This is a genomic window from Nocardia sp. CA-135953 (genome assembly GCF_050955735.1).
In the GTDB taxonomy this organism is placed as follows: Bacteria; Actinomycetota; Actinomycetes; order Mycobacteriales; family Mycobacteriaceae; genus Nocardia.
Genome location: NZ_CP192082.1, coordinates 3036445 through 3057397, shown reverse-complemented (window position 1 = coordinate 3057397; position 20953 = coordinate 3036445). Strand labels below are relative to the sequence as shown.

General features: G+C 65.7%; 21 protein-coding genes and 1 pseudogene. 15 read left to right on the top strand and 7 right to left on the bottom strand.

Annotated elements, in window-relative coordinates:
• Positions 1–1116 (bottom strand): pyruvate dehydrogenase (acetyl-transferring) E1 component subunit alpha, encoded by a 1116-nt coding sequence (pdhA, locus tag ACQPXH_RS14005; protein ID WP_433602776.1) that lies wholly within the window; start codon positions 1114–1116, stop codon positions 1–3.
• 157 nt (positions 1117–1273) lie between these two features.
• On the opposite strand from pdhA, the pseudogene ACQPXH_RS14000 reads away from it, so the two are divergent.
• A pseudogene (locus ACQPXH_RS14000) lies at positions 1274–1744 on the top strand (Lrp/AsnC family transcriptional regulator); the annotation flags it as partial.
• Between the two features lie 451 nt (positions 1745–2195).
• Here the strand turns inward: ACQPXH_RS14000 and paaI are convergent.
• The 4 genes from paaI to ACQPXH_RS13980 form a co-directional block, all read right to left on the bottom strand.
• Positions 2196–2612 carry a hydroxyphenylacetyl-CoA thioesterase PaaI gene (paaI, locus tag ACQPXH_RS13995; RefSeq protein WP_433602775.1) on the bottom strand — a complete coding sequence of 139 codons (417 nt, stop codon included), beginning with the start codon at positions 2610–2612 and terminating at the stop codon, positions 2196–2198.
• Positions 2609–2926, bottom strand: a complete 318-nt coding sequence (locus ACQPXH_RS13990) for an EthD family reductase (protein ID WP_433602774.1) — start codon at positions 2924–2926, stop codon at positions 2609–2611. The genes paaI and ACQPXH_RS13990 overlap by 4 nt, the downstream gene beginning before the upstream one ends.
• Positions 2923–4968, bottom strand: a complete 2046-nt coding sequence (gene paaZ, locus ACQPXH_RS13985; protein ID WP_433602773.1) for a phenylacetic acid degradation bifunctional protein PaaZ — start codon at positions 4966–4968, stop codon at positions 2923–2925. The genes ACQPXH_RS13990 and paaZ overlap by 4 nt, the downstream gene beginning before the upstream one ends.
• Before the next feature lie 86 nt (positions 4969–5054).
• Positions 5055–5681, bottom strand: coding sequence for a TetR/AcrR family transcriptional regulator (locus tag ACQPXH_RS13980; RefSeq protein WP_433602772.1), 627 nt, complete (start codon positions 5679–5681; stop codon positions 5055–5057).
• Positions 5682–5793: 112 nt separating this feature from the next.
• Between ACQPXH_RS13980 and ACQPXH_RS13975 the strand changes: the two genes are divergently transcribed.
• Genes ACQPXH_RS13975 through paaK form a run of 9 tightly spaced genes read left to right on the top strand, consistent with a single transcriptional unit; the run spans position 5794 to position 12751 of the window.
• Positions 5794–5916, top strand: coding sequence for a hypothetical protein (locus ACQPXH_RS13975; protein ID WP_433602770.1), 123 nt, complete (start codon positions 5794–5796; stop codon positions 5914–5916).
• Complete coding sequence (locus ACQPXH_RS13970; RefSeq protein WP_433602769.1) at positions 5913–6794, top strand: 3-hydroxyacyl-CoA dehydrogenase family protein; 882 nt, start codon at positions 5913–5915, stop codon at positions 6792–6794. Before ACQPXH_RS13975 ends, ACQPXH_RS13970 begins: the two co-directional genes overlap by 4 nt.
• Positions 6791–7585 carry an enoyl-CoA hydratase/isomerase family protein gene (locus tag ACQPXH_RS13965; protein ID WP_433602768.1) on the top strand — a complete coding sequence of 265 codons (795 nt, stop codon included), beginning with the start codon at positions 6791–6793 and terminating at the stop codon, positions 7583–7585. Before ACQPXH_RS13970 ends, ACQPXH_RS13965 begins: the two co-directional genes overlap by 4 nt.
• Before the next feature lie 47 nt (positions 7586–7632).
• On the top strand, positions 7633–8586 hold the full coding sequence (gene paaA, locus ACQPXH_RS13960; protein ID WP_433602767.1) for a 1,2-phenylacetyl-CoA epoxidase subunit PaaA: 954 nt from the start codon (positions 7633–7635) through the stop codon (positions 8584–8586).
• Entirely contained in the window at positions 8583–8897 is a 315-nt protein-coding gene (gene paaB, locus ACQPXH_RS13955; RefSeq protein ID WP_222979127.1) for a 1,2-phenylacetyl-CoA epoxidase subunit PaaB, read from the top strand. The genes paaA and paaB overlap by 4 nt, the downstream gene beginning before the upstream one ends.
• Positions 8898–8907: 10 nt before the next feature.
• Positions 8908–9825, top strand: coding sequence for a 1,2-phenylacetyl-CoA epoxidase subunit PaaC (gene paaC, locus ACQPXH_RS13950; RefSeq protein WP_433602766.1), 918 nt, complete (start codon positions 8908–8910; stop codon positions 9823–9825).
• Positions 9825–10328, top strand: coding sequence for a 1,2-phenylacetyl-CoA epoxidase subunit PaaD (paaD, locus tag ACQPXH_RS13945; protein ID WP_433602765.1), 504 nt, complete (start codon positions 9825–9827; stop codon positions 10326–10328). Before paaC ends, paaD begins: the two co-directional genes overlap by 1 nt.
• Positions 10329–10330: 2 nt before the next feature.
• The gene (gene paaE, locus ACQPXH_RS13940; RefSeq protein ID WP_433602764.1) at positions 10331–11428 is read left to right on the top strand and encodes a 1,2-phenylacetyl-CoA epoxidase subunit PaaE; all 1098 of its coding nucleotides are present in this window, start codon (positions 10331–10333) and stop codon (positions 11426–11428) included.
• A 21-nt stretch (positions 11429–11449) separates the two neighbouring features.
• Positions 11450–12751 carry a phenylacetate--CoA ligase PaaK gene (gene paaK, locus ACQPXH_RS13935; protein ID WP_433602763.1) on the top strand — a complete coding sequence of 434 codons (1302 nt, stop codon included), beginning with the start codon at positions 11450–11452 and terminating at the stop codon, positions 12749–12751.
• Between the two features lie 171 nt (positions 12752–12922).
• Here the strand turns inward: paaK and ACQPXH_RS13930 are convergent, their stop codons facing one another.
• Entirely contained in the window at positions 12923–13777 is an 855-nt protein-coding gene (locus ACQPXH_RS13930; protein WP_433602762.1) for a TIGR03619 family F420-dependent LLM class oxidoreductase, read from the bottom strand.
• A 146-nt stretch (positions 13778–13923) separates the two neighbouring features.
• On the opposite strand from ACQPXH_RS13930, the gene ACQPXH_RS13925 reads away from it, so the two are divergent.
• Entirely contained in the window at positions 13924–15468 is a 1545-nt protein-coding gene (locus ACQPXH_RS13925; RefSeq protein ID WP_433603445.1) for a threonine/serine ThrE exporter family protein, read from the top strand.
• A 96-nt stretch (positions 15469–15564) separates the two neighbouring features.
• Complete coding sequence (locus ACQPXH_RS13920) at positions 15565–16227, top strand: heme oxygenase (biliverdin-producing) (RefSeq protein ID WP_433602761.1); 663 nt, start codon at positions 15565–15567, stop codon at positions 16225–16227.
• A gap of 3 nt (positions 16228–16230) precedes the next feature.
• On the opposite strand, the gene ACQPXH_RS13915 is transcribed toward ACQPXH_RS13920, so the two are convergent.
• Positions 16231–17745: a sugar transferase gene (locus tag ACQPXH_RS13915; RefSeq protein WP_433602760.1), complete on the bottom strand. Its 1515-nt coding sequence runs from the start codon at positions 17743–17745 to the stop codon at positions 16231–16233.
• 489 nt (positions 17746–18234) lie between these two features.
• On the opposite strand from ACQPXH_RS13915, the gene ACQPXH_RS13910 reads away from it, so the two are divergent.
• Genes ACQPXH_RS13910 through ACQPXH_RS13900 form a run of 3 tightly spaced genes read left to right on the top strand, consistent with a single transcriptional unit; the run spans position 18235 to position 20926 of the window.
• Positions 18235–19503 (top strand): methyltransferase domain-containing protein, encoded by a 1269-nt coding sequence (locus tag ACQPXH_RS13910; RefSeq protein ID WP_433602759.1) that lies wholly within the window; start codon positions 18235–18237, stop codon positions 19501–19503.
• Positions 19500–20279: a glucose-1-phosphate cytidylyltransferase gene (locus ACQPXH_RS13905; protein WP_433602758.1), complete on the top strand. Its 780-nt coding sequence runs from the start codon at positions 19500–19502 to the stop codon at positions 20277–20279. Before ACQPXH_RS13910 ends, ACQPXH_RS13905 begins: the two co-directional genes overlap by 4 nt.
• Positions 20276–20926, top strand: a complete 651-nt coding sequence (locus tag ACQPXH_RS13900) for a PIG-L deacetylase family protein (protein ID WP_433602757.1) — start codon at positions 20276–20278, stop codon at positions 20924–20926. The genes ACQPXH_RS13905 and ACQPXH_RS13900 overlap by 4 nt, the downstream gene beginning before the upstream one ends.
• Positions 20927–20953: the final 27 nt, after the last annotated feature.

Below are 20953 nucleotides of genomic sequence, written 5' to 3'. Positions count from 1 at the left end.
TCAGTTCTCCTGGGATTCGGCGGCCAGTTCGGCTTCCGCCTGTGCGCGCTGCTCTCGTAGTTGCGGGGTCTGCTCGGCGAAGACGTACCGGAACAGATCCATCGGGTCGGTCGGTCGATCGAGGTTCATGCCAGCGCGCAGGGCCGATGCGGCGGCTTCGGCGTCCTCGGTGAGCGCATCCGCCGATGCGTCGTCGAACAAGCCCTTTCCGCGCAGGTACGTCTCCAGCCTGCTCAGCGGGTCACGCGAGAGCCACTGCTCGACTTCGGACGAATCGCGGTAGCGGGTGGCGTCGTCGGCATTGGTGTGCGCGTCGATCCGGTAGGTGTGAGCTTCGACGATGACCGGACCGTTGCCGGCACGGACGAATTGCGCGGCCTCGTCCATCACGGCGAGCATGGCGACCGGGTCGTTTCCATCGACGTGTTCGCTGCCGATGCCGTAGCCGACTCCCTTGTACGCCAATGTCGGCGCCGCGCTTTGCCGGGCGATAGGCACGCTGATCGCGAATCCGTTGTTCTGCACCAGAAAAACCACCGGGGCTTTGAACACGGCGGCGAAGTTGAGGGCCTCGTGGAAGTCGCCTTCACTGGTCGCCCCGTCGCCGCAGAACGCGAGGGCGACGGTGTCTTTTCCCTTGCGGTGTTCGCCGTGCGCTACTCCTGTCGCGTGCAGCAACTGGGTTGCCAGCGGGGTGCACTGAGGTGCGCTGCGGTGATGGGCAGGGTCGTAGCCGCAGTGCCAGTCGCCGGCGAGCATGCTGAGGATCTCGACCGGGTCGATGCCGCGCGCGGCGAGCGCCACCGAGTCTCGGTATGTGGGGAACATCCAGTCGGTGGGCCGCAGACTCATCGCCGCCGCGATCTGGCACGCCTCCTGCCCCCGCGACGACGGGTACACGGCCAGCCTGCCCTGTTTGGTCAGGGCCGACGCTTGCTGATCGAAGCGCCTGCCCAGCACCATGTTCCGGTACATCTGCAGCAGACGGTCATCGGTCGGCCTCGGATATCGGGCCTCGTTTCCGGTCAGCTCACCGGCCGCGTCGAGGTACTGCACCGCGCGCTCGGCGGGTAGGAATTTCCTATAGGGCCTTGTCAGGGTCGCGTCTACCAGCATCACATCTACCTTCGAAAGACAATTTGTCCACCGATCGTCGCAAGTGGTCTGACATGTGGACAACAGGAGAGATAAATCGAAGATAAATGGTCTACAGTTGCGCAGAACGCGACAATTTGTCTCACTTCTGTGTGAGCGGCCACAAAGGGATGGACAGATGGCTACCGACACATTTGGTGCCTACGAACTCGACGCGATCGACCGACGCATCATCAAGGAACTCGTCGCTGACAGCCGTGTCTCGATGCGAGCGTTGGCGGAGAAGGCGCACATCTCCCGCGCACACATCTATATCCGCATCGAGCGGTTGCAGGACGCGGGGATTATCGAAGGCTTCACCACAAGGATCTCCCATGCCAGGGCTGGACTGCGCTCGTCCGCGTTCATCGCCCTCTCGATCCGGCAGGACTCGTGGCGCGGGATCGCCTCCCAGCTGCGCACTCTGCCTTTCATCGAACACTTCTCGCTGCTCGGCGGGGACTTCGACGTTCTGGTCCTCGCCCATGCGCCGGACAACAACGCACTACGCCACCTTGTGCTCGAGCGACTACAGAGCCTCGACGGAGTGCGGTCGACAAAAACGTGGCTGATCTTCGAAGAGGCCAACGGACCCGGTCCTGACTGGGTCGAGGACTTCGACCAACAACGGCGAATTGACGAACCCGCAGCTCGGAGCCCAATGAAACCAACTGCGCTCAACACTTCCCGCTCTTGATAAGGACCCCGATCTCGAACTCGGTCGCCGCAAGTCGACCAGAACGGTCGGCACACCAGCACCGACCAGCTCGGACTGCCGAAATGGATGCAGGCACAAGAAGATCCGGACCGGCTCTGGGCATCGAGGACTGCCGTGACATGACCCTGCGGCCTCGAACGCGATCTGATCGCCGCTGGCGAACACGTGATCCGAGTGCCTCCGAAACTCACACGGTATTGCGTGATCGAGGACCATCGTTCCCCCGCGGCTTGCGGAAGCACTGGGCGGCAATACCGAAACCCGGTGACGGCGGGCGGGGTGAACGCCACTGCCGTCGTCACCGGGCGTGATCGTCGAGTTGGGGAGTACCCGCTTCGCGGGGTCAGGTCGCTCGAATCGTCTTGCTGTCACCGCGGAACTCGGCGATGATTCGATGTTCCGAGTCGCTGACGGTGACATCGTAGATTCCGTTGCGGCCGAACCGGGCTCGTTCGGTGGCGACGGCGGTCAAGACGTCGCCTGCGCGGGTCGGCCGGAGGTAACGGATGTCGGCGGCGGCGGCGACGGCAGACTGGCCGTGGCTGTTGCAGGCCAAGGCGAAGGTGGTGTCGGCGAGGAGGAAGACGTAGCCGCCGTGGGTGATGCCGTGGCCGTTGACCATCTGCTCGGTAACCGTCATCGATGTGGCGGCCCGTCCGGCATCGAGTTCGACGATCTCGATGCCGAGCAGGCGAGAGGCGACATCGGCGGCGAACATGCGCCGCGCGGCCTCGACCTGGAAGCCTTCGACGACAGTCATCCGGCGCGTACCGTTTCGAGGTCCTGGACGAACATCGTCGCACCGCCGGTGGCGAAGTTACGGACGTCTTTGCCCGCGGCGCGCATTTCCGGTGAGGCCAGGGCCTGCTGCAGCTCGGCTTCGGTGGCGAATTGCAGCTGTGCGACGGCGAAGAAGTCGGGTTCTGATCCGTCCAGGGACCGGCACAGGCCCCAGGTGAAGCCGGACAGACCAGGGACCTTCTCGGTGAGCGGGATGTGGGTCGAGCGATAGTATTCCTCGAATGCGGCGGCGTCGTCGGGCTTTCGGTAGCACACCGAAATCTGGTACGTCACTTGGTTTCTCCTTCGGGCTTGGCAACGAGTGTGAGGACGTCGTAGGTGGCGACGGGCTCGTCGTTCTGGTTGGTCACCGTGGCGTCCCAGCGGACCTCGCCGTATCCGGCGTTGGCGCGGGGGCTGATCTGCTTGGCGGTCAACGTCACGGTCAGCGAGTCCTCGGCCTTGACCGGGGTGAGGAACCGCAGGTTGTCCACACCGAAGTTGGCCAGCACCGGGCCGGGCGCCGGGTCGACGAACAGTCCCGCGGCCAGCGACACCACCAGGTATCCGTGTGCCACGATGCCACCGAAGAGCGGATTCGCCGCCGCGGCCTCCGGATCGGTGTGCGCGTAGAAGGTATCGCCGGTGAAGTCGGCGAAGTGCGCGATGTCCGCGAGGGTGACCTGACGGGGACCGCCGACGATGGTGTCGCCGATCCGCAACTCGCCCAGATCCTTTCGGAACGGATGCACCTGGCTGTGGGCGCGTTCCGCGCCGGGGACCCAGCTGCCACCGACCGCGGTGAGCACGGCCGGAGTGCCCTGCACGGCGGTGCGTTGCATGTGGTGCAGGACGCCGCGGATACCACCGAGTTCTTCGCCGCCACCGGCACGGCCGGGGCCGCCGTGCACCAGGACCGGCAGCGGAGATCCGTGTCCGGTGGACTCACGCGCATCCACGCTGTCCAGCACCAGCACGCGTCCGTGGTACGGGGCCAGGCCCAGTACGATCTCGCGGGCGATCGCCGTATCGGCGGTGACCACCGAGGCGACCAGACTGCCCTTGCCGCGCGCCGCCAGCTCGATCGCATCGGCGGTGTCGCGGTAGCCGATGACGGTGGCCACCGGGCCGAACGCCTCGATCTCGTGCGGCTCGGCGGCGTCGCGGTCATCGCAGCGCAACAGGATCGGCGAGAGGAACGCGCCTGTGGCGGCGTCGGCGCCGGTGACAGCCACGGTGTCCGGGTCGCCGAACACGATGCGGGACGTGGTTGCCAGCTCGCGCACGGACTTGCGCACCTCTTCACGCTGATCGAGGCCGGCCAGTGCGCCCATGGTGACGCCTTCCGCGTCGGGTGCGCCGACGGCGACCTTGCCCAGGCGCGCGGTGGTCGCCTCCACAACGGCGTCGAGCAGGTTCTCGGGAACGAGGGCGCGACGGATCGCGGTGCATTTCTGGCCAGCCTTGGCGGTCATCTCGGTGACCAGCTGCTTGACGAACAGGGTGAATTCCGGGCTGTCGACGCTGACGTCGGTGCCGAGGATGGAGGCGTTGAGCGAATCGGCCTCGGCGGTGAAATGCACGCCTTCGCGGACCACGGTCGGGTGCGCGCGCAGGATCGCGGCGGTGTCGGCGGAACCAGTGAAGGCTACCGAGTCCTGGCCCGACAGGTGCTCGAGCAGGCTGCCGACACTGCCGCACACCAACTGTAGTGCGCCCTCGGGCAACAAGCCGGATTCGATGATGCGGCGGACTACCAGTTCGGTGAGGTAGGCCGTCTGGCTGGCCGGTTTCACGATCGAGGGCACACCGGCTATGAACGCGGGCGCCAGCTTCTCCAGAAAGCCCCAGACCGGGAAGTTGAACGCGTTGATCTGCACGGCCACACCACGTCGCGAGGTGTAGATGTGCTGGCCGACGAACGTGCCCTTCTTGCCGAGTTGCTCCACCGCGCCGTCGAGGTACACGGTGTCGTTCGGCAGTTCGCGGCGCGCCTTGCTCGCGTAGCTGAGCAGGGTGCCGATGCCGCCGTCGATGTCGATCGCGGAATCGCGGGTGGTCGCGCCGGTGGCCGAGGACAGTGCGTAGAACTCGTCCTTGCGTTCGAGCAGGTACGCGCCCAGTGCCTTCAGGGCGGCGGCGCGCTCGTGGAAGGTCAGCTGCGCCAACGCGGGCCCTGCGACGGTACGGCCGTAGTCGACCATGTGCGCGGTGTCCAGGCCCGTCGACGAGATGCGAGCCACCACGCTGCCGTCCACGGCGCTGTGCAGTGATGTGCCCTCATCGGGCGCGGTGTACCAATGTCCACCCGCATAGCTGCGCAGCAACTCGGTCATGAAACCTCCAATGAACTGAACATTCGGTCGGTAATTACGATCCGTTAGAGTGCTGCGCCTGTCAAGGGGCAGCGGGGAGAAGGACGTCAGGAAGCGTCCGGAGTGGGGTGGCGCAGGCCTTGGAACACGATGGTGACCACGGCGTCGGCGATCTCGTCGGCGGTGTTGTCACCGCGGGGGCGGTACCACTCGACGATGGAATTGACCATGCCCCAGATCAGGCGGCTGACCAGTGCGGGATCGATATCCGGCGCCAGATCGCCCTCGGCGGCGGCAGATTCGACGAGTCCGGCGACGAAGGCGTCGAATTCGCGGCGGCGAGCCAGCGCGCGCTTTTCGGCCGGGGTGTTGCCGCGCACGCGGAGCAGCAGGGTGACGTAGGGGAGATCGGTAATGAGGATCTGGACGCTGCGGCGCACGAAGTACTCGAGCCGATCGATGGAACGGCCGGTGGTCGCTTGCCCCTCGGTCGTCGCGGCCAGCAGTCCGTTCAGTGCCCGCGACAGCGCGAGCTCCAGGAGTTCGGCCTTACCCGAAACATGATGGTAGATGGCCGATTTAGCGATGCCGAGACGCTTGGCGAGGGCCTCCATGCTGGTGGCGTCGTAGCCCTTGTCGTTGAAGACCTTGACCGCGACCGACAGCAGGGAGTCCAGGTCGTACCCGGGCCGGCCGGGACGCCTCGTGGTCTGGGCCGTGCGCGCCGTAGTCATGCGTCCATCTTGACGCATCGGTGCGGAAGGATTCGACAAGAACTCCGTCGAGGCTTGATACTGACCGAATGTTCGGTTAATAATTCGAGGTGTACGCGAACAAGGAGCTGTGATGGTCGAAGTCTTCCTGGTTGATGGGGCACGGACGCCGCAAGGGCGCTACGGCGGGGCGCTGGCCGGCGGCACCGACGACAAACACGCCCGTATGACCGCATTTCTGGAGAAGAAGGCATGACACAGACAGTGATTCCCTGCCGCGTAGCCCTGGTCGGCGGCGGGCGCATGGGCGCCGGTATCGCCCAGGTGTTCGCGACTCTCGGCAGCGTGGTCGTCATCGCCGAGGCCGGCGATCGAAGAGCCGCGTTCGACCGGGTCGCCACCGGCCTGCGCCGGGCGGGCGAACGCGGCAAACTCGGTAACCTCGATGTCGAGGACATCCTTGCCCGTGTCACCACCGTCGGCGCACCCACGGATCTGCCCTCCGACTTTGACCTGGTGGTCGAAGCCGTACCCGAGGATCCGGCGCTGAAAGCCGACGTGCTCGCGGCGGTCGACAAGACGGTCGATTCGCAGGCGGTGATCGCCAGCAACACCAGTTCGCTGTCGATCACCGAGCTAGGCGCCGTGCTGGCCGACCCGGGCCGGTTCCTCGGCATGCACTTCTTCAACCCTGTTCCGGCCTCGGCGCTGGTCGAGATCGTTCGTGCCCCCGCCACCGCCGACACAGTGGTCACCCGTGCCCAGGGCTGGGTGGCGGCGCTGGGCAAGGCCGAGGTCGTGGTGAATGATTCGCCGGGCTTCGCGACCAGCCGCCTGGGCGTCTGTCTCGGTCTCGAGGCGATCCGGATGGTCGAGGAGGGCGTGGCCGACGCGGATGCGATCGACCGGGCCATGGAACTGGGTTACCGGCACCCGATGGGGCCGCTGCGTTCCACCGATCTGGTCGGACTGGATGTGCGGCTCGCGATCGCCGAGCATCTCGCGGCGACCCTCGGCCCACGTTTCGAGCCGCCGAAGTTGTTGCGGGACAAGGTGGCTCGGGGTGAACTCGGTCGCAAGTCCGGTCAAGGATTCTTCACCTGGAACACCGCCATGGCAGGAGCACCGCGATGAACGCCGAAACCACGACCGTCCAGGCCCGCGTCGAGGAGGCGCTGGCCACAATTACGCTCACCCGTGCCGCGGCCTCCAACGCACTCGACCTGGTGACCAAACAGGATCTGCTGGCCGCGGTCCGCGGCGTCGCGGAGGATTCCAGGGTCCGTGCGGTGTTGTTGACCGCGGAGGGCAAGAACTTCTGCGTCGGCCAGGATCTGGCCGAACATGTCGAGGCGTTGCGGGCCGATGCGAGCTCGGCCATGAATACCGTTGGCGAACACTACAACCCGCTCATCCGTGCGCTGCGTGATCTGCCGGTTCCGGTGGTGGTGGCGATTCGCGGAGCCTGTGTGGGCGCGGGCTTGGGCATCGCGCTGCTCGGTGACCTCCGCGTCGCCGGCGCCGGAGCGAAGTTCGCGACGGCGTTCACCGGTATCGGGTTGGCCAGCGACTCCGGGCTGAGTCATGCGCTCGTGCAAGCCCTGGGGGCCAGCCGGGCTGCCGGATTGATGCTGCTGGGTGACCGATTCACTGCCGCCGAGGCACACCAGTGGGGTCTGGTTCATCGCGTCGTGGACGACGGTGAGGTCGACGCCGCTGCCCGCGAACTCGCACGTCGCCTCGCCGACGGCCCGACTGCGGCTTATCGGCAGGTCAAAAAGCTCCTGCGGGCCGAAACGGCCGGCCTGTCCGAGGCACTCGAACGAGAACGCCACGCGCAAGAGGCCCTGGGAGCCAGCCACGACCACCGGGCCGCCGTCGACGCCTTCCTGGCCAAGACACGACCGGTCTTCGAAGGCCACTGACCCGTGACTGCCCAGCAGCCGACACCCCTGACCGAAGCGAGGCCGACATGACCACGGCAGTACTTTCTTCAATCGAACTGCAACAGCAGTTCGACGACACTATTGCCGCCGACCAGCGCATCGAACCCCGGGACTGGATGCCCGAGGGCTACCGCAAGACGCTGATCCGGCAGATCGCCCAGCATGCTCATTCCGAGATCATCGGCATGCAGCCCGAAGGCGTGTGGATCACCCGGGCGCCTTCGTTGCGGCGCAAAGCGATCCTGATGGCGAAGGTGCAGGACGAAGCGGGTCACGGCCTCTACCTGTACTCGGCTGCGGAAACCCTCGGCGCGGACCGTGCGGATCTGACCAGGCAACTGATCGACGGCAAACAGAAGTACTCCTCGATCTTCAATTACCCGACCCTGAGCTACGCCGACGTCGGCGTGATCGGCTGGTTGGTCGACGGTGCCGCGATCTGCAATCAGGTTCCTTTGTGCCGCAGCAGTTTCGGCCCCTACGCCCGCGCGATGATCCGAGTCTGCAAGGAGGAGTCGTTCCATCAGCGCCAAGGCTACGAACTGCTGCTGACGATGATGAGCGGCACCGACGACCAGCGAGCGATGGTGCAGGAAGCCGTCGACCGCTGGTGGTGGCCCACGCTGATGATGTTCGGCCCGCCCGACGACCGCTCACCGAACACCGAACAGTCCATGGCATGGGGCATCAAGCGGCACACCAATGACGAACTGCGCCAACGCTTCGTGGATATGAGCGTGCCGCAGGCGCAGATACTCGGCTTGCGCCTGCCGGACCCGGATCTGACCTGGAACGAGCAGCGGCAGTCCTACGACTTCGGCACTCCCGACTGGACCGAGTTCGCGGCCGTCGTCGCGGGCAACGGCGCCTGCAACATCGAGCGAATCACCAACCGCCGCACCGCACACGAGGACGGTGCCTGGGTGCGGGAAGCGGCGACGGCCTTCGCCGAACGAGAACGAAAGGGCACCAGCCGATGACCGGAACAACGACCGATCCCACACCTATGCGGGCGGACTGGCCGCTGTACGAGGTGTTCGTGCGTGGCAAGCGCGGCCTGAACCACGTCCACGTCGGATCGCTGCACGCCGCCGACGACGACATGGCGTTGCGGCACGCGCGCGACGTATACACCCGTCGTAACGAGGGCGTGAGCATCTGGGTGGTGCAGTCCGTGCGGATCACCGCCTCCAGCCCGTCGGAGAAGGACCCGTACTTCGCGCCCAGCGGCGACAAGGTCTACCGGCATCCGACCTTCTACGACATCCCCGACACCGTCCCCCACATGTGAGGCCCGACCGATGATCGATCACGACACCGCCTACAGCGGCCTGTTCGACGGTGACAGCCACGGCCAATGGGCCTTCGGCACCAGCTTCGACGATCCCCTGGCCGGTGTCGACACCACCGTCCCCGACGATGTCGACACCGCCGCACTCGCCCGGTACTGCCTCATGCTCGGCGACGACGCTCTCATCGCCGCACAGCGACTGGCCGAATGGGGCATGCGGGCACCGGAATTGGAGGAAGAAGTCGCCCTGATGAACATCGGCCTGGACCTGCTCGGCCAGGCCCGGCTGCTGCTGGCCCGCGCTGCTGCCGCGGATGCGACGATCGTCCCGTTCATTTCCGAGACCTCACCCGTCCCGGCCGAGGACGCGCTGGCCTTCTTCCGGTCCGTCGACGCGCTGCGGTGTGTCCGGCTGGTCGAGGTTGCCAACGGCGACTTCGCGCGCACCATCGTGCGGTCGCTGGTGTTCTCGACCTGGCGGCTCGCGGTGCTCGATCGACTGCGCACCTCTCGTGATCCGGTGCTGGCCGCCGTCGCGGAAAAGGGCGTCAAGGAATTGACCTACCACCGTGACTACGCGGCGCGCTGGACCGTGACTCTCGGCTGCGGCACCGATGAGTCACGCCGACGCGTGATCGATGCGCTGGAGTTCGTGTGGCCGTTCGTCGAGGAATTGTTCGTGCCCACCGAGGAAGAGCTCGCGTTGGTTTCGGCCGGTGTCGCGGTGGACCCGCGCACGACCCGCGACGAGTTCGATCGTGTTCTCGCGCAGGTCCTGCATGCGTCCGAACTGCACGCTCCGCGTGGAGCGTCCGTTGGCACCGTCGCCGGGCGTGCCGGTCGTCAGGGGATGCACACCGAGGCGTTGGGGCTGCTGCTCGCGGAGATGCAGAGCGTCGCGCGTGCCTACCCGGAAGGGACGTGGTGATGTCGACACGGGCACACGTGCGCAGCGTCGTCGATTCCGTGCTCGATCCGGAGATGCCGATGCTGACGCTGGCAGACCTGGGCATCGTGCGCGAGGTCCAGATCGACGCGGCGGCCCGGGTCGTGGTCACCATCACGCCCACCTACTCCGGCTGCCCGGCGATCGCGACCATGCGCGCGGACATCACCCGCAGCCTGCACCGGCACGGATATCGCGACGTGCGAGTCGACACCACCCTGTCGCCCGCATGGAGCAGCGACTGGATCTCGGACGAGGGGCGGCGCAAACTCAGCGCCAATGGCTACTCCCTGCCGGGTCCGGCACCGCGGCGTATCGACGGTCCTGTTCCGCTCACCCTGAGCGCTCGGCCACGCGAGGTCACCTGCCCCCACTGCGGCTCGAGCGAAACCAGGCTGGTGTCCGAATTCGGTGCGACCTTGTGCAAAGCCCACTACCGCTGCGCGGCCTGCCTCGAGCCGTTCGATCACGTGAAGGAACTCTGACCATGAGCGCACCGGCCCAGAACCTTTCGCCTCGGGCAACCCGTAACCGGCCGTTCCATTCGCTGGTAGTCGCCGACATCGAGCGGCTGTGCGAGGACGCCGTAGCCGTCACCTTCGAGATCCCCGCAGAGCTGAGTGAAGAGTTCGCATTCCTGCCTGGGCAGTCGCTGACCCTGCGCCGGATCGTGGACGATGTCGAACATCGCCGCTCATACTCCATCTGCGCACCGGTCGGCCAGTCGCCGCGCGTCGGCGTGCGGACAGTGTCCGGGGGATTGTTCTCGACCTGGCTGGTCGAGAACGTCACTGCGGGCGATCGGATCGACGTGCAGGGGCCGAGCGGCACCTTCATCGCCGATCCCGCGGTGGCCGGTCGGCATCTGTTGATCGCGGCAGGCTCGGGTATCACGCCGATGTTGTCCATCGCCGGCTCGGTCCTGGCGAACCCCGACAGCGAGGTCGTGCTGCTCTACGGCAACCGAAAGGTGCGGTCGGTGATGTTCGCCGAGGAGATCGCCGATCTCAAGGACCTTTACGGCGCGCGGTTCGAGGTCATCCACGTGCTCTCGCGCGAACCCCGCGACGTCGAATTGTTCACCGGTCGGCTCGATGCCGAGCGGCTACGCGCGATCCTTGGCTCGGTCGTGCCGATCGGCGACATCGACCACGCCTGGCTGTGCGGGCCCTACGGCATGGTCACCGATGCGCAAGCCGTCCTCGGCGAATTCGGCCTCGGAGCCGACCGTGTCCACCACGAACTGTTCTTCGTCGAAACCGACCCACCGACCCCGCGGACACATCGCGAACCGGGCGTCGACGGGCCCACCAGCAGCGTCACCATCACCCTCGACGGACGCAGCACCACCGGCCGATTGCCCAGGGACACAACGATTCTCGACGCCGCCGAGCAGATCCGCTCGGATCTCCCGTTCGCGTGCAAGGGCGGTGTGTGTGGCACCTGCCGGGCACGGGTCACCTGCGGTGAGGTCGATATGCGCCGCAACTACGCCCTCGAGGACGCCGAGGTAGCCGCCGGTTTCGTCCTCACCTGCCAAACCTATCCCGTCGGCGAGTCGGTCACGGTCGACTTCGACGCCTGAACCACCTCATCCGGAGCCATCATGAGCAGCGTTACCCCTGTCTCCTCGTCCACCGACATCGAATTCGCTTCCCGCGACCACATTTCGGCCCTGCAACTGCAGCGCCTCCAATGGTCGATAGCGCACGCATACGACAACGTCCCGCACTATCGGGCCGCGTTCGATAGTGCCGGGGTGCATCCATCGGATCTGAAGCAGCTGTCGGATGTGGCGAAATTCCCCTTCACTACGAAGTCGGATCTGCGGGCGAACTATCCGTTCGGCATGTTCGCCGTTCCGCAGGAACGGATCTCGCGCATCCACGCCTCCTCGGGGACGACCGGCCAGCCGACAGTCGTCGGATACACCGAGTCGGATCTCAACAATTGGGCCGACCTGATCGCCCGCAGCCTGCGCGCCGGTGGCGTCCGCCCCACCGACAAAGTGCACATCGCCTACGGGTACGGGCTTTTCACCGGCGGCCTCGGCGCGCACTACGGCGCGGAACGCTACGGCTGCACCGTGATCCCGATGTCGGGTGGAATGACCGAACGACAGGTGCAACTCATCGAGGACTTCCGGCCGGACGCGATCATGGTCACCCCCTCTTACATGCTGACCATCCTGGACGCGATGCTGGACAAGGGGATCGATCCAGCGGCGACCTCGTTGCGGGTCGGCGTCTTCGGTGCTGAGCCGTGGACCGAGAAGATGCGGCTGGAACTCGAGCAGCACCTGGCCATCGATGCTGTCGACATCTATGGCCTCTCCGAGGTCATCGGCCCCGGCGTCGCCATGGAATGCGCCGAGACCAAGGACGGGCTGCACATCTGGGAGGACCACTTCTACCCCGAGATCATCGACCCCGAAACCGGCGCGGTACTGCCCGACGGCGAAGAAGGCGAACTCGTGTTCACCTCCCTCACCAAAGAAGCGATGCCCGTGATCCGTTACCGCACAAGAGATCTGACCCGACTGCTACCTGGAACCGCACGGACGATGCGACGGATACAGAAGATCACCGGGCGCAGCGACGACATGATCGTGCTCCGCGGAGTCAACCTCTTCCCCACCCAGATCGAGGAAATCATCCTCACCGTTCCCGCACTCGCACCGCAGTTCCAATGCGTGCTCGACCGCCCATCCCGCCTGGACACCCTGACCGTGCGGGTCGAGACGCGCGCGCACACGCTGTCCGACCAGCGGGCAGCCGCCGCGAAAGAGTTGCGCAGACAGATCAAGAACCGGATCGGTGTCACCGTCGAAGTCGAACTGCTGGACCCGAGCTCGTTGGAACGTTCGGTCGGCAAAGCGCGAAGGGTGATCGACAACCGTCCGTCGTGAAGCGTGCCGGGCGAGTGGGCAGCAGTATCCGGGTGCGGTTGGGGAGAACGCGTGAAGCGATCTCGTGCCGTTCCTGGACTACGGAGCCTGTTGCAGAATCGCTTTCGCTGAACGAGGTGGGGCTGGCAGAGCCGGAATCCCTAGCGGAAGGCCCGCTGACGCCGACGGGTGTCAGCGGGCTGCTTCGAGACCGAGCTTTCCGGCGAGGCGGGTGAGGTACGCGCGCACGTCATCTGCATCGCGGTCCGGCAGGCCGAAAACCGCTTCGGTGATACCCAATTCGGCCCACTGGGCGAGCTGCGCCGCATCATGGCGTCCGGCCAGCGCGATGATCTCCGGGCTGCCCGCACGCTCGTGTTCGCGCCAAACCCGGTGCAGCAGTTCGATTTTCTCCCCGAGGCCGTCCTCGGTGGGGGTGGTCAGCCAGGCGTCCGCGTTCTTGGCCAGCCAGGTGAACGACTGCTCGGTCCCGGCCGCGCCGAGAATCACCGGAATCCGCTTCTGCACCGGCTTGGGCCAGGACCAACTCGGCCCGAAATTCACGAATTGCCCCGCAAAGCTGGCTTCCTCCTCCGACCACAACGCGCGCATGGCATCGAGATGTTCACGCAATACCGTCCTGCGCTTGTTCGCGGGCACCCCGTGATGCGCCATTTCGTCGGTATTCCAACCGAAACCCACGCCGAGGCTGACCCGGCCGCCGGACAGATGATCCAGCGAGGCGAGGGTTTTGGCCAGGGTGATCGGATGGTGTTCGGCGGGCAGGGCGACCGCGGTGGACAGCGTGATCCGGCTGGTCACCGCCGCCGCGGTGGCCAGCGCGACCCACGGGTCCAGCGTGCGCAGATATCGATCGTCGGGCAGGCTCGCATCCCCGGTGCGCGGATGCGCCGCCGCCCGAACCACCGGGATATGGGTGTGCTCGGGCACGTAGAAGGCGTCGAATCCGGCTTGTTCCGCGGCCGCGGCCGCATCGGCCGGCGTGATGCCCCGGTCACTGGTGAACAACACAATTCCGTACCGCACCGTGCACGCTCCCATCGGCAAATTAGAACAAGTTCTATCACTTTTCCCGGCTCCGACCAAGTGTCCGGACAACCGTCTGGCCACTGAATGGTCCCTCGGACCACCACGGATGCGAACCATGGCCTCGGTTGACTACCGTCGCGCACATGGGTCCGGACACATTTCCAGGAGGAGACGACACCGCCCCGGGCGACCAGGCGGCCAGGCGGCCGCGATTGCGCTTCCTCCGCGCACCCCGCATTCCGGTCGTCAAACAGGCGGTCGACCTGCTGGTCGCCGACCGTCCCGCTACCGCCGACCACATCGTCGCCGCGCCGACGCCGCTGCAGCCGATCGATCTCACCGACGATGCGAGCGTCGCCGAGGTGCTCGATCTGGCCGTGCGGGTCGGCGAGGTGGTGCTGGCCTCGGGTACCGGTGTCAACGACACGATGGCCCAGGTGCGTTTTATCGCCGCCACCTACGGACTGGCCCGCTGCGATATCGACGTCACCTATGACGCGATCAGGATCTGGGCAGACCGCGGTCCCTTGCTGCCGCCCGCCAGCACCATGCGGGTAGTCAAATACCGTTCACTGGACCTCACTCGCCTCGCCGCGGTCGACCGACTCACCCGCCGCATCCGCAATGAGGTCGTCCCACCCGGCGACGCGCGTGCCCGCCTGGACGCGATCACCTCCGCGCCGCATCCGTACCACCGCTGGGTCGCCACCTTCGGCTGGTCGCTGCTCGCCGCATCCATCGCGGCGTTGCTCGGCGGCGGCTGGCTCGTCGCCGCGGTCAGCTTCGGCACCACCCTGGCCATCGACCGTGTCAATCGCGTCCTGAATCGCTACGGTCTGCCGTTCTTCTTCCAGCATGTGGTGGGCGGCGCTGTCGCGGCGACACCGGCACTGCTGCTGGCCACCCTGGCGGCAACCCTGCATATCGATGTCGACCCGACATTGATCATCGCCGCCGGAATCACCGTGCTGCTCAGTGGGTTGCAGCTGGTCGGCGCGGTGCAGGACGCGATAACCGGCGCACCGATCACCGCGACCGCCCGCATGCTCGAGGTCATGATGATGACCGGCGGCATTATCGCGGGCATCGCGATGGCACTGCGAGTCGGCGATATCCTCGGCGCCACGATTCCGCCGGTCTATCTGACCTCCAGTCGCGATATCACCGATCTGCCGATCAAGATCGCGGCCGGTGCGGTGGCCGCGCTGGCGTTCGCACTGGCCTGCTACGCCGAGCGTCGCGCGCTCGCCGCTGCCGCATTCGGCGGTGCCGCGGGCACCATCTGTTTTCTGCTCGTACAGGATCTCGGCTTCGGTCCGGTGATTTCCTCGGCGGCAGCCGCGACGCTGGTCGGTCTGGCCGGTGGTCTGATGGCGCGCCGAGCGCTGACTCCCCCGCTGGTCGTCGCGCTCGCGGGCATCACCCCGCTGCTGCCAGGTCTGAAGGTGTATCGCGGGCTCTACGCGCTGCTCAACGACGAACTGCTGATCGGAGCCAATCAGGTGCTCGCTGCGGTCGGCGTCGGTTGCGCACTGGCCGCGGGTGTCACCCTCGGCGAGTGGTTCGACCGCACCGTGCGCAGGCCGCGCATCCTGAGCCGATTCGGCTCGGTCCGCCGGCCGGTCATCGTGCGCATACGCCGACTGCCGCGACATCCGCATCGCCGGGAATCCGGCCGTCGATCATGATGCACAGGTGGCTGTCATGGACAGCCGGTATGGTTGTTCGAATTAGTTAGTGCGCCCAGAGCCCTCGCTCGTCAGATTTAGTGAGGTGGTTCAGAAATGTCGGATACGGTCCCGTTCTCCACGGCGATCCGCACCGCCACCGCACAGCAGCACGAGGAAGCGGAAAACTCCTCGTTCATCAGTGACATGCTCGGCGGCGAACTCGGCATCGACTCCTACCACCGCTACACCGCCCAACTCTGGTTCATCTACCACGCCTTGGAAGACCGCTGGGACGCCCTCGCCGACGATCCGATCGCGGGTCCGTTCATCCGTGCCGAACTGGCCAGGACCGCGGAACTCGAACGCGACCTCGCGCACCTCATCGGCCCCGACTGGCGCGACGCCCTCAAGGCGCTGCCCGCCACGGCCGCCTACGCCGCCCGCATCGATGAATGCGCCCGCGAGTGGCCCGCCGGGTACATCGCGCACCACTACACCCGCTATCTCGGTGACCTCTCGGGCGGCCAGGTCATCCGGGGGACCGCTGAGAAGTTGTGGAATCTCCCGCATCGCGGCGACGGTGTGCGCTTCTACGTCTTCGACGCGCTCGGCAATCCGGCGGCCTTCAAACGCCAATACCGCGGTCTGCTCGACCAATTGCCGCTCGACGATCTCGAATGCCGCCGGGTACTCGACGAGGGACAGCGGGCCTTCGCGCTGAATACCGCGGTATTCGCCGAACTCGCCGCCGAATTCCCGGCCCGCCGCCCCAGCTGAGTCTCAGTACGCACCCTCCCCGCGCGCGACCGCGCCGATCGTCTTGGCGATCAACAGCAGATCCAGGATCATCGACCAGTTCTCGACATAGGACAGGTCAAGGCGCACCGCGTCCTCGAGCGATAGATCCGAGCGTCCGCTCACCTGCCACAGACCGGTGACGCCCGGCTTCACCAGCAGCCTGCGCCGCATATTGCCGTCGTAGGTGTCGACTTCGCGCTGCACCTGCGGACGCGGGCCGACCACGCTCATCTCACCGCGCAGCACATTGAGGAACTGGGGTAACTCGTCGAGACTCAATTTGCGAATGATCTTGCCGATCGGAGTGATTCGCGGATCGTCCTTCATCTTGAAGAACACCGGATTGCCGCCATTCGCCTCGATGAGCGCCGCGACATTGCGATCCGCGTCGGCGTACATGCTGCGGAACTTGATCATCTGGAAAGGCTTGCCACCGCGCCCGATTCGTTCCGAGCGGTAGAAGACCGGACCGGGACTGGTCAGCTTGACCAGCATCGCGATGCCGAGCATCGCAGGCAGGATCGCGAACAGCACCGCGCCGGCGAAGCACATATCGAAGACCGCCTTACCGGTCGACTTCGCGCGGTCGTACTGCGGTTTGGCGATGTGCAGCATCGGCATGCCCGCGACCTGACGGTTGGTCTGCCGGGTGCCCGCGATATCGACGACCCCGGGCGCGACGATCAACTCGACGCCGAGCGGATCGAGATCCCATGCCATCCGGCGCAATTCGACGGGTCCGAGGTGGTCGGTCGCGGTCACCGCGACGGTATCTGCCCCACTGCGCCGCACCGCGTCGAGCACCGAGCGATCGTCGCCGACCACCGAGTAGGACTTTCCGGATGCCCGGATCGCGTAGTCGGTCGGATCGGTGCCGCCATCCGGAATGCATACGCCGACAACCTGATATCCGGAATCCGGATCGCGAGAGAAAGCGGTCGCCATCGCCTGTGCCGCCTCGGGCCAGCCGACCACGAGTACCGAGGTGCGGTATTCGCCCTCGCGCCTGCGTCGCTGTCTGGTGTGCAGTCGCCAGAGCAACCGGCTGACCATCAGTCCGACCAGCCCCAGCGGCAGCGCGATCGCGAGATAGCCTCGCGCGAACTCGATCTGGAAGATCAGCGACATGATCGCCACGGCCCCGAACAGTCGCAACGTGGCCGAAACCAACCGCCGATACTCTTCGGACCCGGACCCCACCACCTGCGGCGACCGGGAATTGCATGCCGCGAGGAAAGCGAGCCAGGTGAGCGCGAGCAACACCGAGACAACGGTGTAGCCGATCTCATACGGCATCGGCCAGGCCAGCGGCGGCGCGGCGGGGCCGCCGAACCGGATCAGTTGTGCAAGGCCGACGGCCACGGCGATCACCGCGAAATCCGTCGTGGCCAGCCGCCGTACATACTCCGCCTGCCAACGTTCGCGCTCGGAGCGCGGCAGGGTCGGTGACGGGCCTGCGAGATCAAGGTCGTCATCGTCGGTGAGCTCGTAGCTCATTGAACAAACACCTGCCCCTGGGAGTTTTCGTTGCGCCCGATCCCCGTCGATCGGTCCCCTCGACGCAATCTGACCGCCCGGGGTGTTCCTTCCGTCGCCGGCCCGAAGGCGATTGTTACAGAACACAATCCACTCCACACGCTGAGCAGAAAGCGCCGCAGAGTATTCCACGGAGTAGCCAACATTCGTGCGGTCGGTTTTTCGGAACTTGACACAAATGCTTCGCCGGGAAGAGTCGGCAGGTGGCGCACCCGCGCGCACACCAGATGGAAGTGACAGTGGGGGCTCCGCCACCAAGAGAGTTGTTTGCCCACCAGATGCCAATGGTCTGAGCGACCCTGAAATCGTCCGAAAACCGCTACCACACGATCACTTCAATGAGCCGCAAGCAAGCGATTCGCTGTAACGTCTCACTTGATCGCGCCGACGTCATGGGCATGCCGGTAATTCGCCGGGGCCGATCCATGCAGCAGGAGGCAGGGGGCCAGGATGCGTTGTCGACTCTGTGATTCCGAGCGTTTGTCGAGTGTGCTCGACCTCGGCGCCACACCACCGTGCGAGAGATTTCTCGCAGTGGACGGGCTGGACCTTCCCGAGCCGACCTATCCTCTGCATCTGCGGATCTGCGAGGACTGCCTACTGTTGCAGATCCCCGCATTGATCACGCCGGAGGAAACCTTTACCGAATACGCGTATTTCGCCTCGTATTCCGATAGTTGGGTACGGCATGCCGAAGTCTTCGTTTCCGAAGCTGTCGAAAAGCTTGACCTCGAGACCGATTCGTTCGTGGTCGAGGTCGCCAGCAACGACGGGTACCTGCTGCGGCATGTGGTCGCCGCGGGCATCCCGTGCCTCGGCATCGAACCCTCGGTGAATGTCGGCGCGGCCGCGCGCAAGCTCGGCGTACCGACCGAAACCGCCTTCCTCGACGAGGAATTCGCCAAACGGATCCGCGCCCAGCACGGGCCCGCAGACCTGGTCGTCGCCAACAATGTCTACGCCCACGTCCCCGATCTGCGCGGATTCACCCGCGCACTGCGCGAACTGCTCGCCGATGACGGCTGGCTCTCGATCGAGGTGCATCACGCGCTGAACCTGATGGAGCTCGGCCAGTTCGACACCATCTATCACGAACATTTCCAGTACTACACGGTGCTCTCGGCCCAGCGCGCGCTGGCCACTGCCGGATTGGCCGTGGTGGATGTCGAACTGCTTGCCACCCACGGTGGTTCGATCCGGCTGTGGGCCCGGCCGGAGGCGGTCGCGGACGCACCGAGCAGCCGGGTGCGCGAGGTGCTGCACCGTGAGCAGACCGCAGGCCTGCACCGCCCCGAGGGCTACCGGCACCTGCAGACCAGCGCGCAGCAGGTCCGTCAGGAGCTGCTGCGGTTCCTGCTCGACGCGCGTGCGCAGGGCAGGCGGGTGGTCGGCTACGGCGCGCCCGGCAAGGGCAACACTCTGCTCAACTATTGCGGGATCCGCCCCGACCTGCTGAGCTATACCGTCGACCGAAATCCCTATAAGCACGGGCGATTCACGCCGGGCACCCGGATTCCGATCTACCCGACGGCACGGATCGATCTCGATCGACCCGATGTGGTGCTGGTACTGCCGTGGAATCTCGAGGCCGAGATCACCGCACAACTGAGCCATATCGCCGAGTGGGGCGGCGAACTGGTCTATCCACTTCCGACGTTGCACAGCGCCGTGCTCGGGGAAACGAACATTGCTGAATCGAGGGGAAGGCACGCGCGATGAAGGTTGTGCTGTTCTGTGGCGGGTACGGGATGCGGATGCGTGACGGCTCCGACATGCTGCCCAAGCCGATGCAATTGGTCGGTCCACGGCCGCTGCTGTGGCATGTGATGCGCTATTACGCGCACTTCGGCCACAAGGATTTCATTCTGTGCCTCGGCTACGGGGCCGAGCACATCAAGAACTTCTTCCTGACCTACCAGGAGTCGGTCTCCAACGACTTCGTCATGCGCGACGGTTCGGTGGAGTTGCTGCGTACCGATATCAGCGACTGGTCGATCACCTTCGTCGACACCGGTCTCGACTCGGCCATCGGCGAACGGCTGCGCCGGGTGCGCCCATATCTCGAGGGCGAGCAGACTTTCCTGGCCAACTACGCCGACGTGCTCACCGACGCACCGCTCGACGAGATGATCGAGCGCTTCGACGCCTCCGGCGCGGCGGCCTCGATGATGGTCGTGCCACCGCAGCAGTCGTTCCACTGCGTCGATATCAAGCCCAATGGCGAGGTGAAGGAGATCCGGCCGGTTTCATCGATGCCGATGTGGGAGAACGGCGGATACTTCGTGCTCAGCCACGAGGTACTGGATCTGCTGCCGCCCGGCGGTGATCTGGTGGCCGACGCCTGCGGCAGGCTGGCCGGACAGGGCCGGCTCTACGGCTATCAGCATCTGGGCTTCTGGAAGCCCGCCGACACCTTCAAGGAACGCGCCGAACTCGACGCGGCATACCGATCCGGCATCCGCCCGTGGATGGTCTGGGAGAAACAGTTCGTATGATCGCGCTGACCACGGGGTCACTGACCGAGATCGCGGTGCTCGGCGCGCATTGCGATGACATCGCGATCGGTATGGGCGCGACGCTGCTCACGATGGCGCGCAAGCATTCCGGGCTGCGGGTGCGCGCACTTGTGCTCACCGGTGCGGGCACGGTGCGCGAGGACGAAGAACGGGCCGCGCTTGCCGCATTCTGTCCGAACGCGGATCTGCGCGTGACGGTGCTCGACCTGCCCGACGGCCGAGCACCCGCGCACTGGGACCGAATCAAGCAGGCGCTGGCTACTTTCCGCGCGAGCACCGAACCGGATCTGGTCTTCGCACCGCAGCGCGGCGACGCACATCAGGATCATCGGCTCCTCGCCGAGCTGGTACCCACCGAATTCCGGGACCATCTGGTGCTCGGCTACGAAATTCTGAAGTGGGAGACCGATACGCCGACCCCGACCGTATTCGTGCCGATATCAACGGAATCCGCCGAGGAAAAGGCGCGGATGCTGCACAAGCACTACCCTTCTCAAGTGGGGCGGGACTGGTTCGAGGAGCGGTCGTTCACCGGTCTGTCCCGGCTGCGTGGGGTGCAATGCCGGAATCGGCATGCCGAAGCATTCGTTGTCGACAAGGTCGTCGTCGATTTGGGTCTGTCATGACTATTGGAGCTCAATTGACTGCCGAAG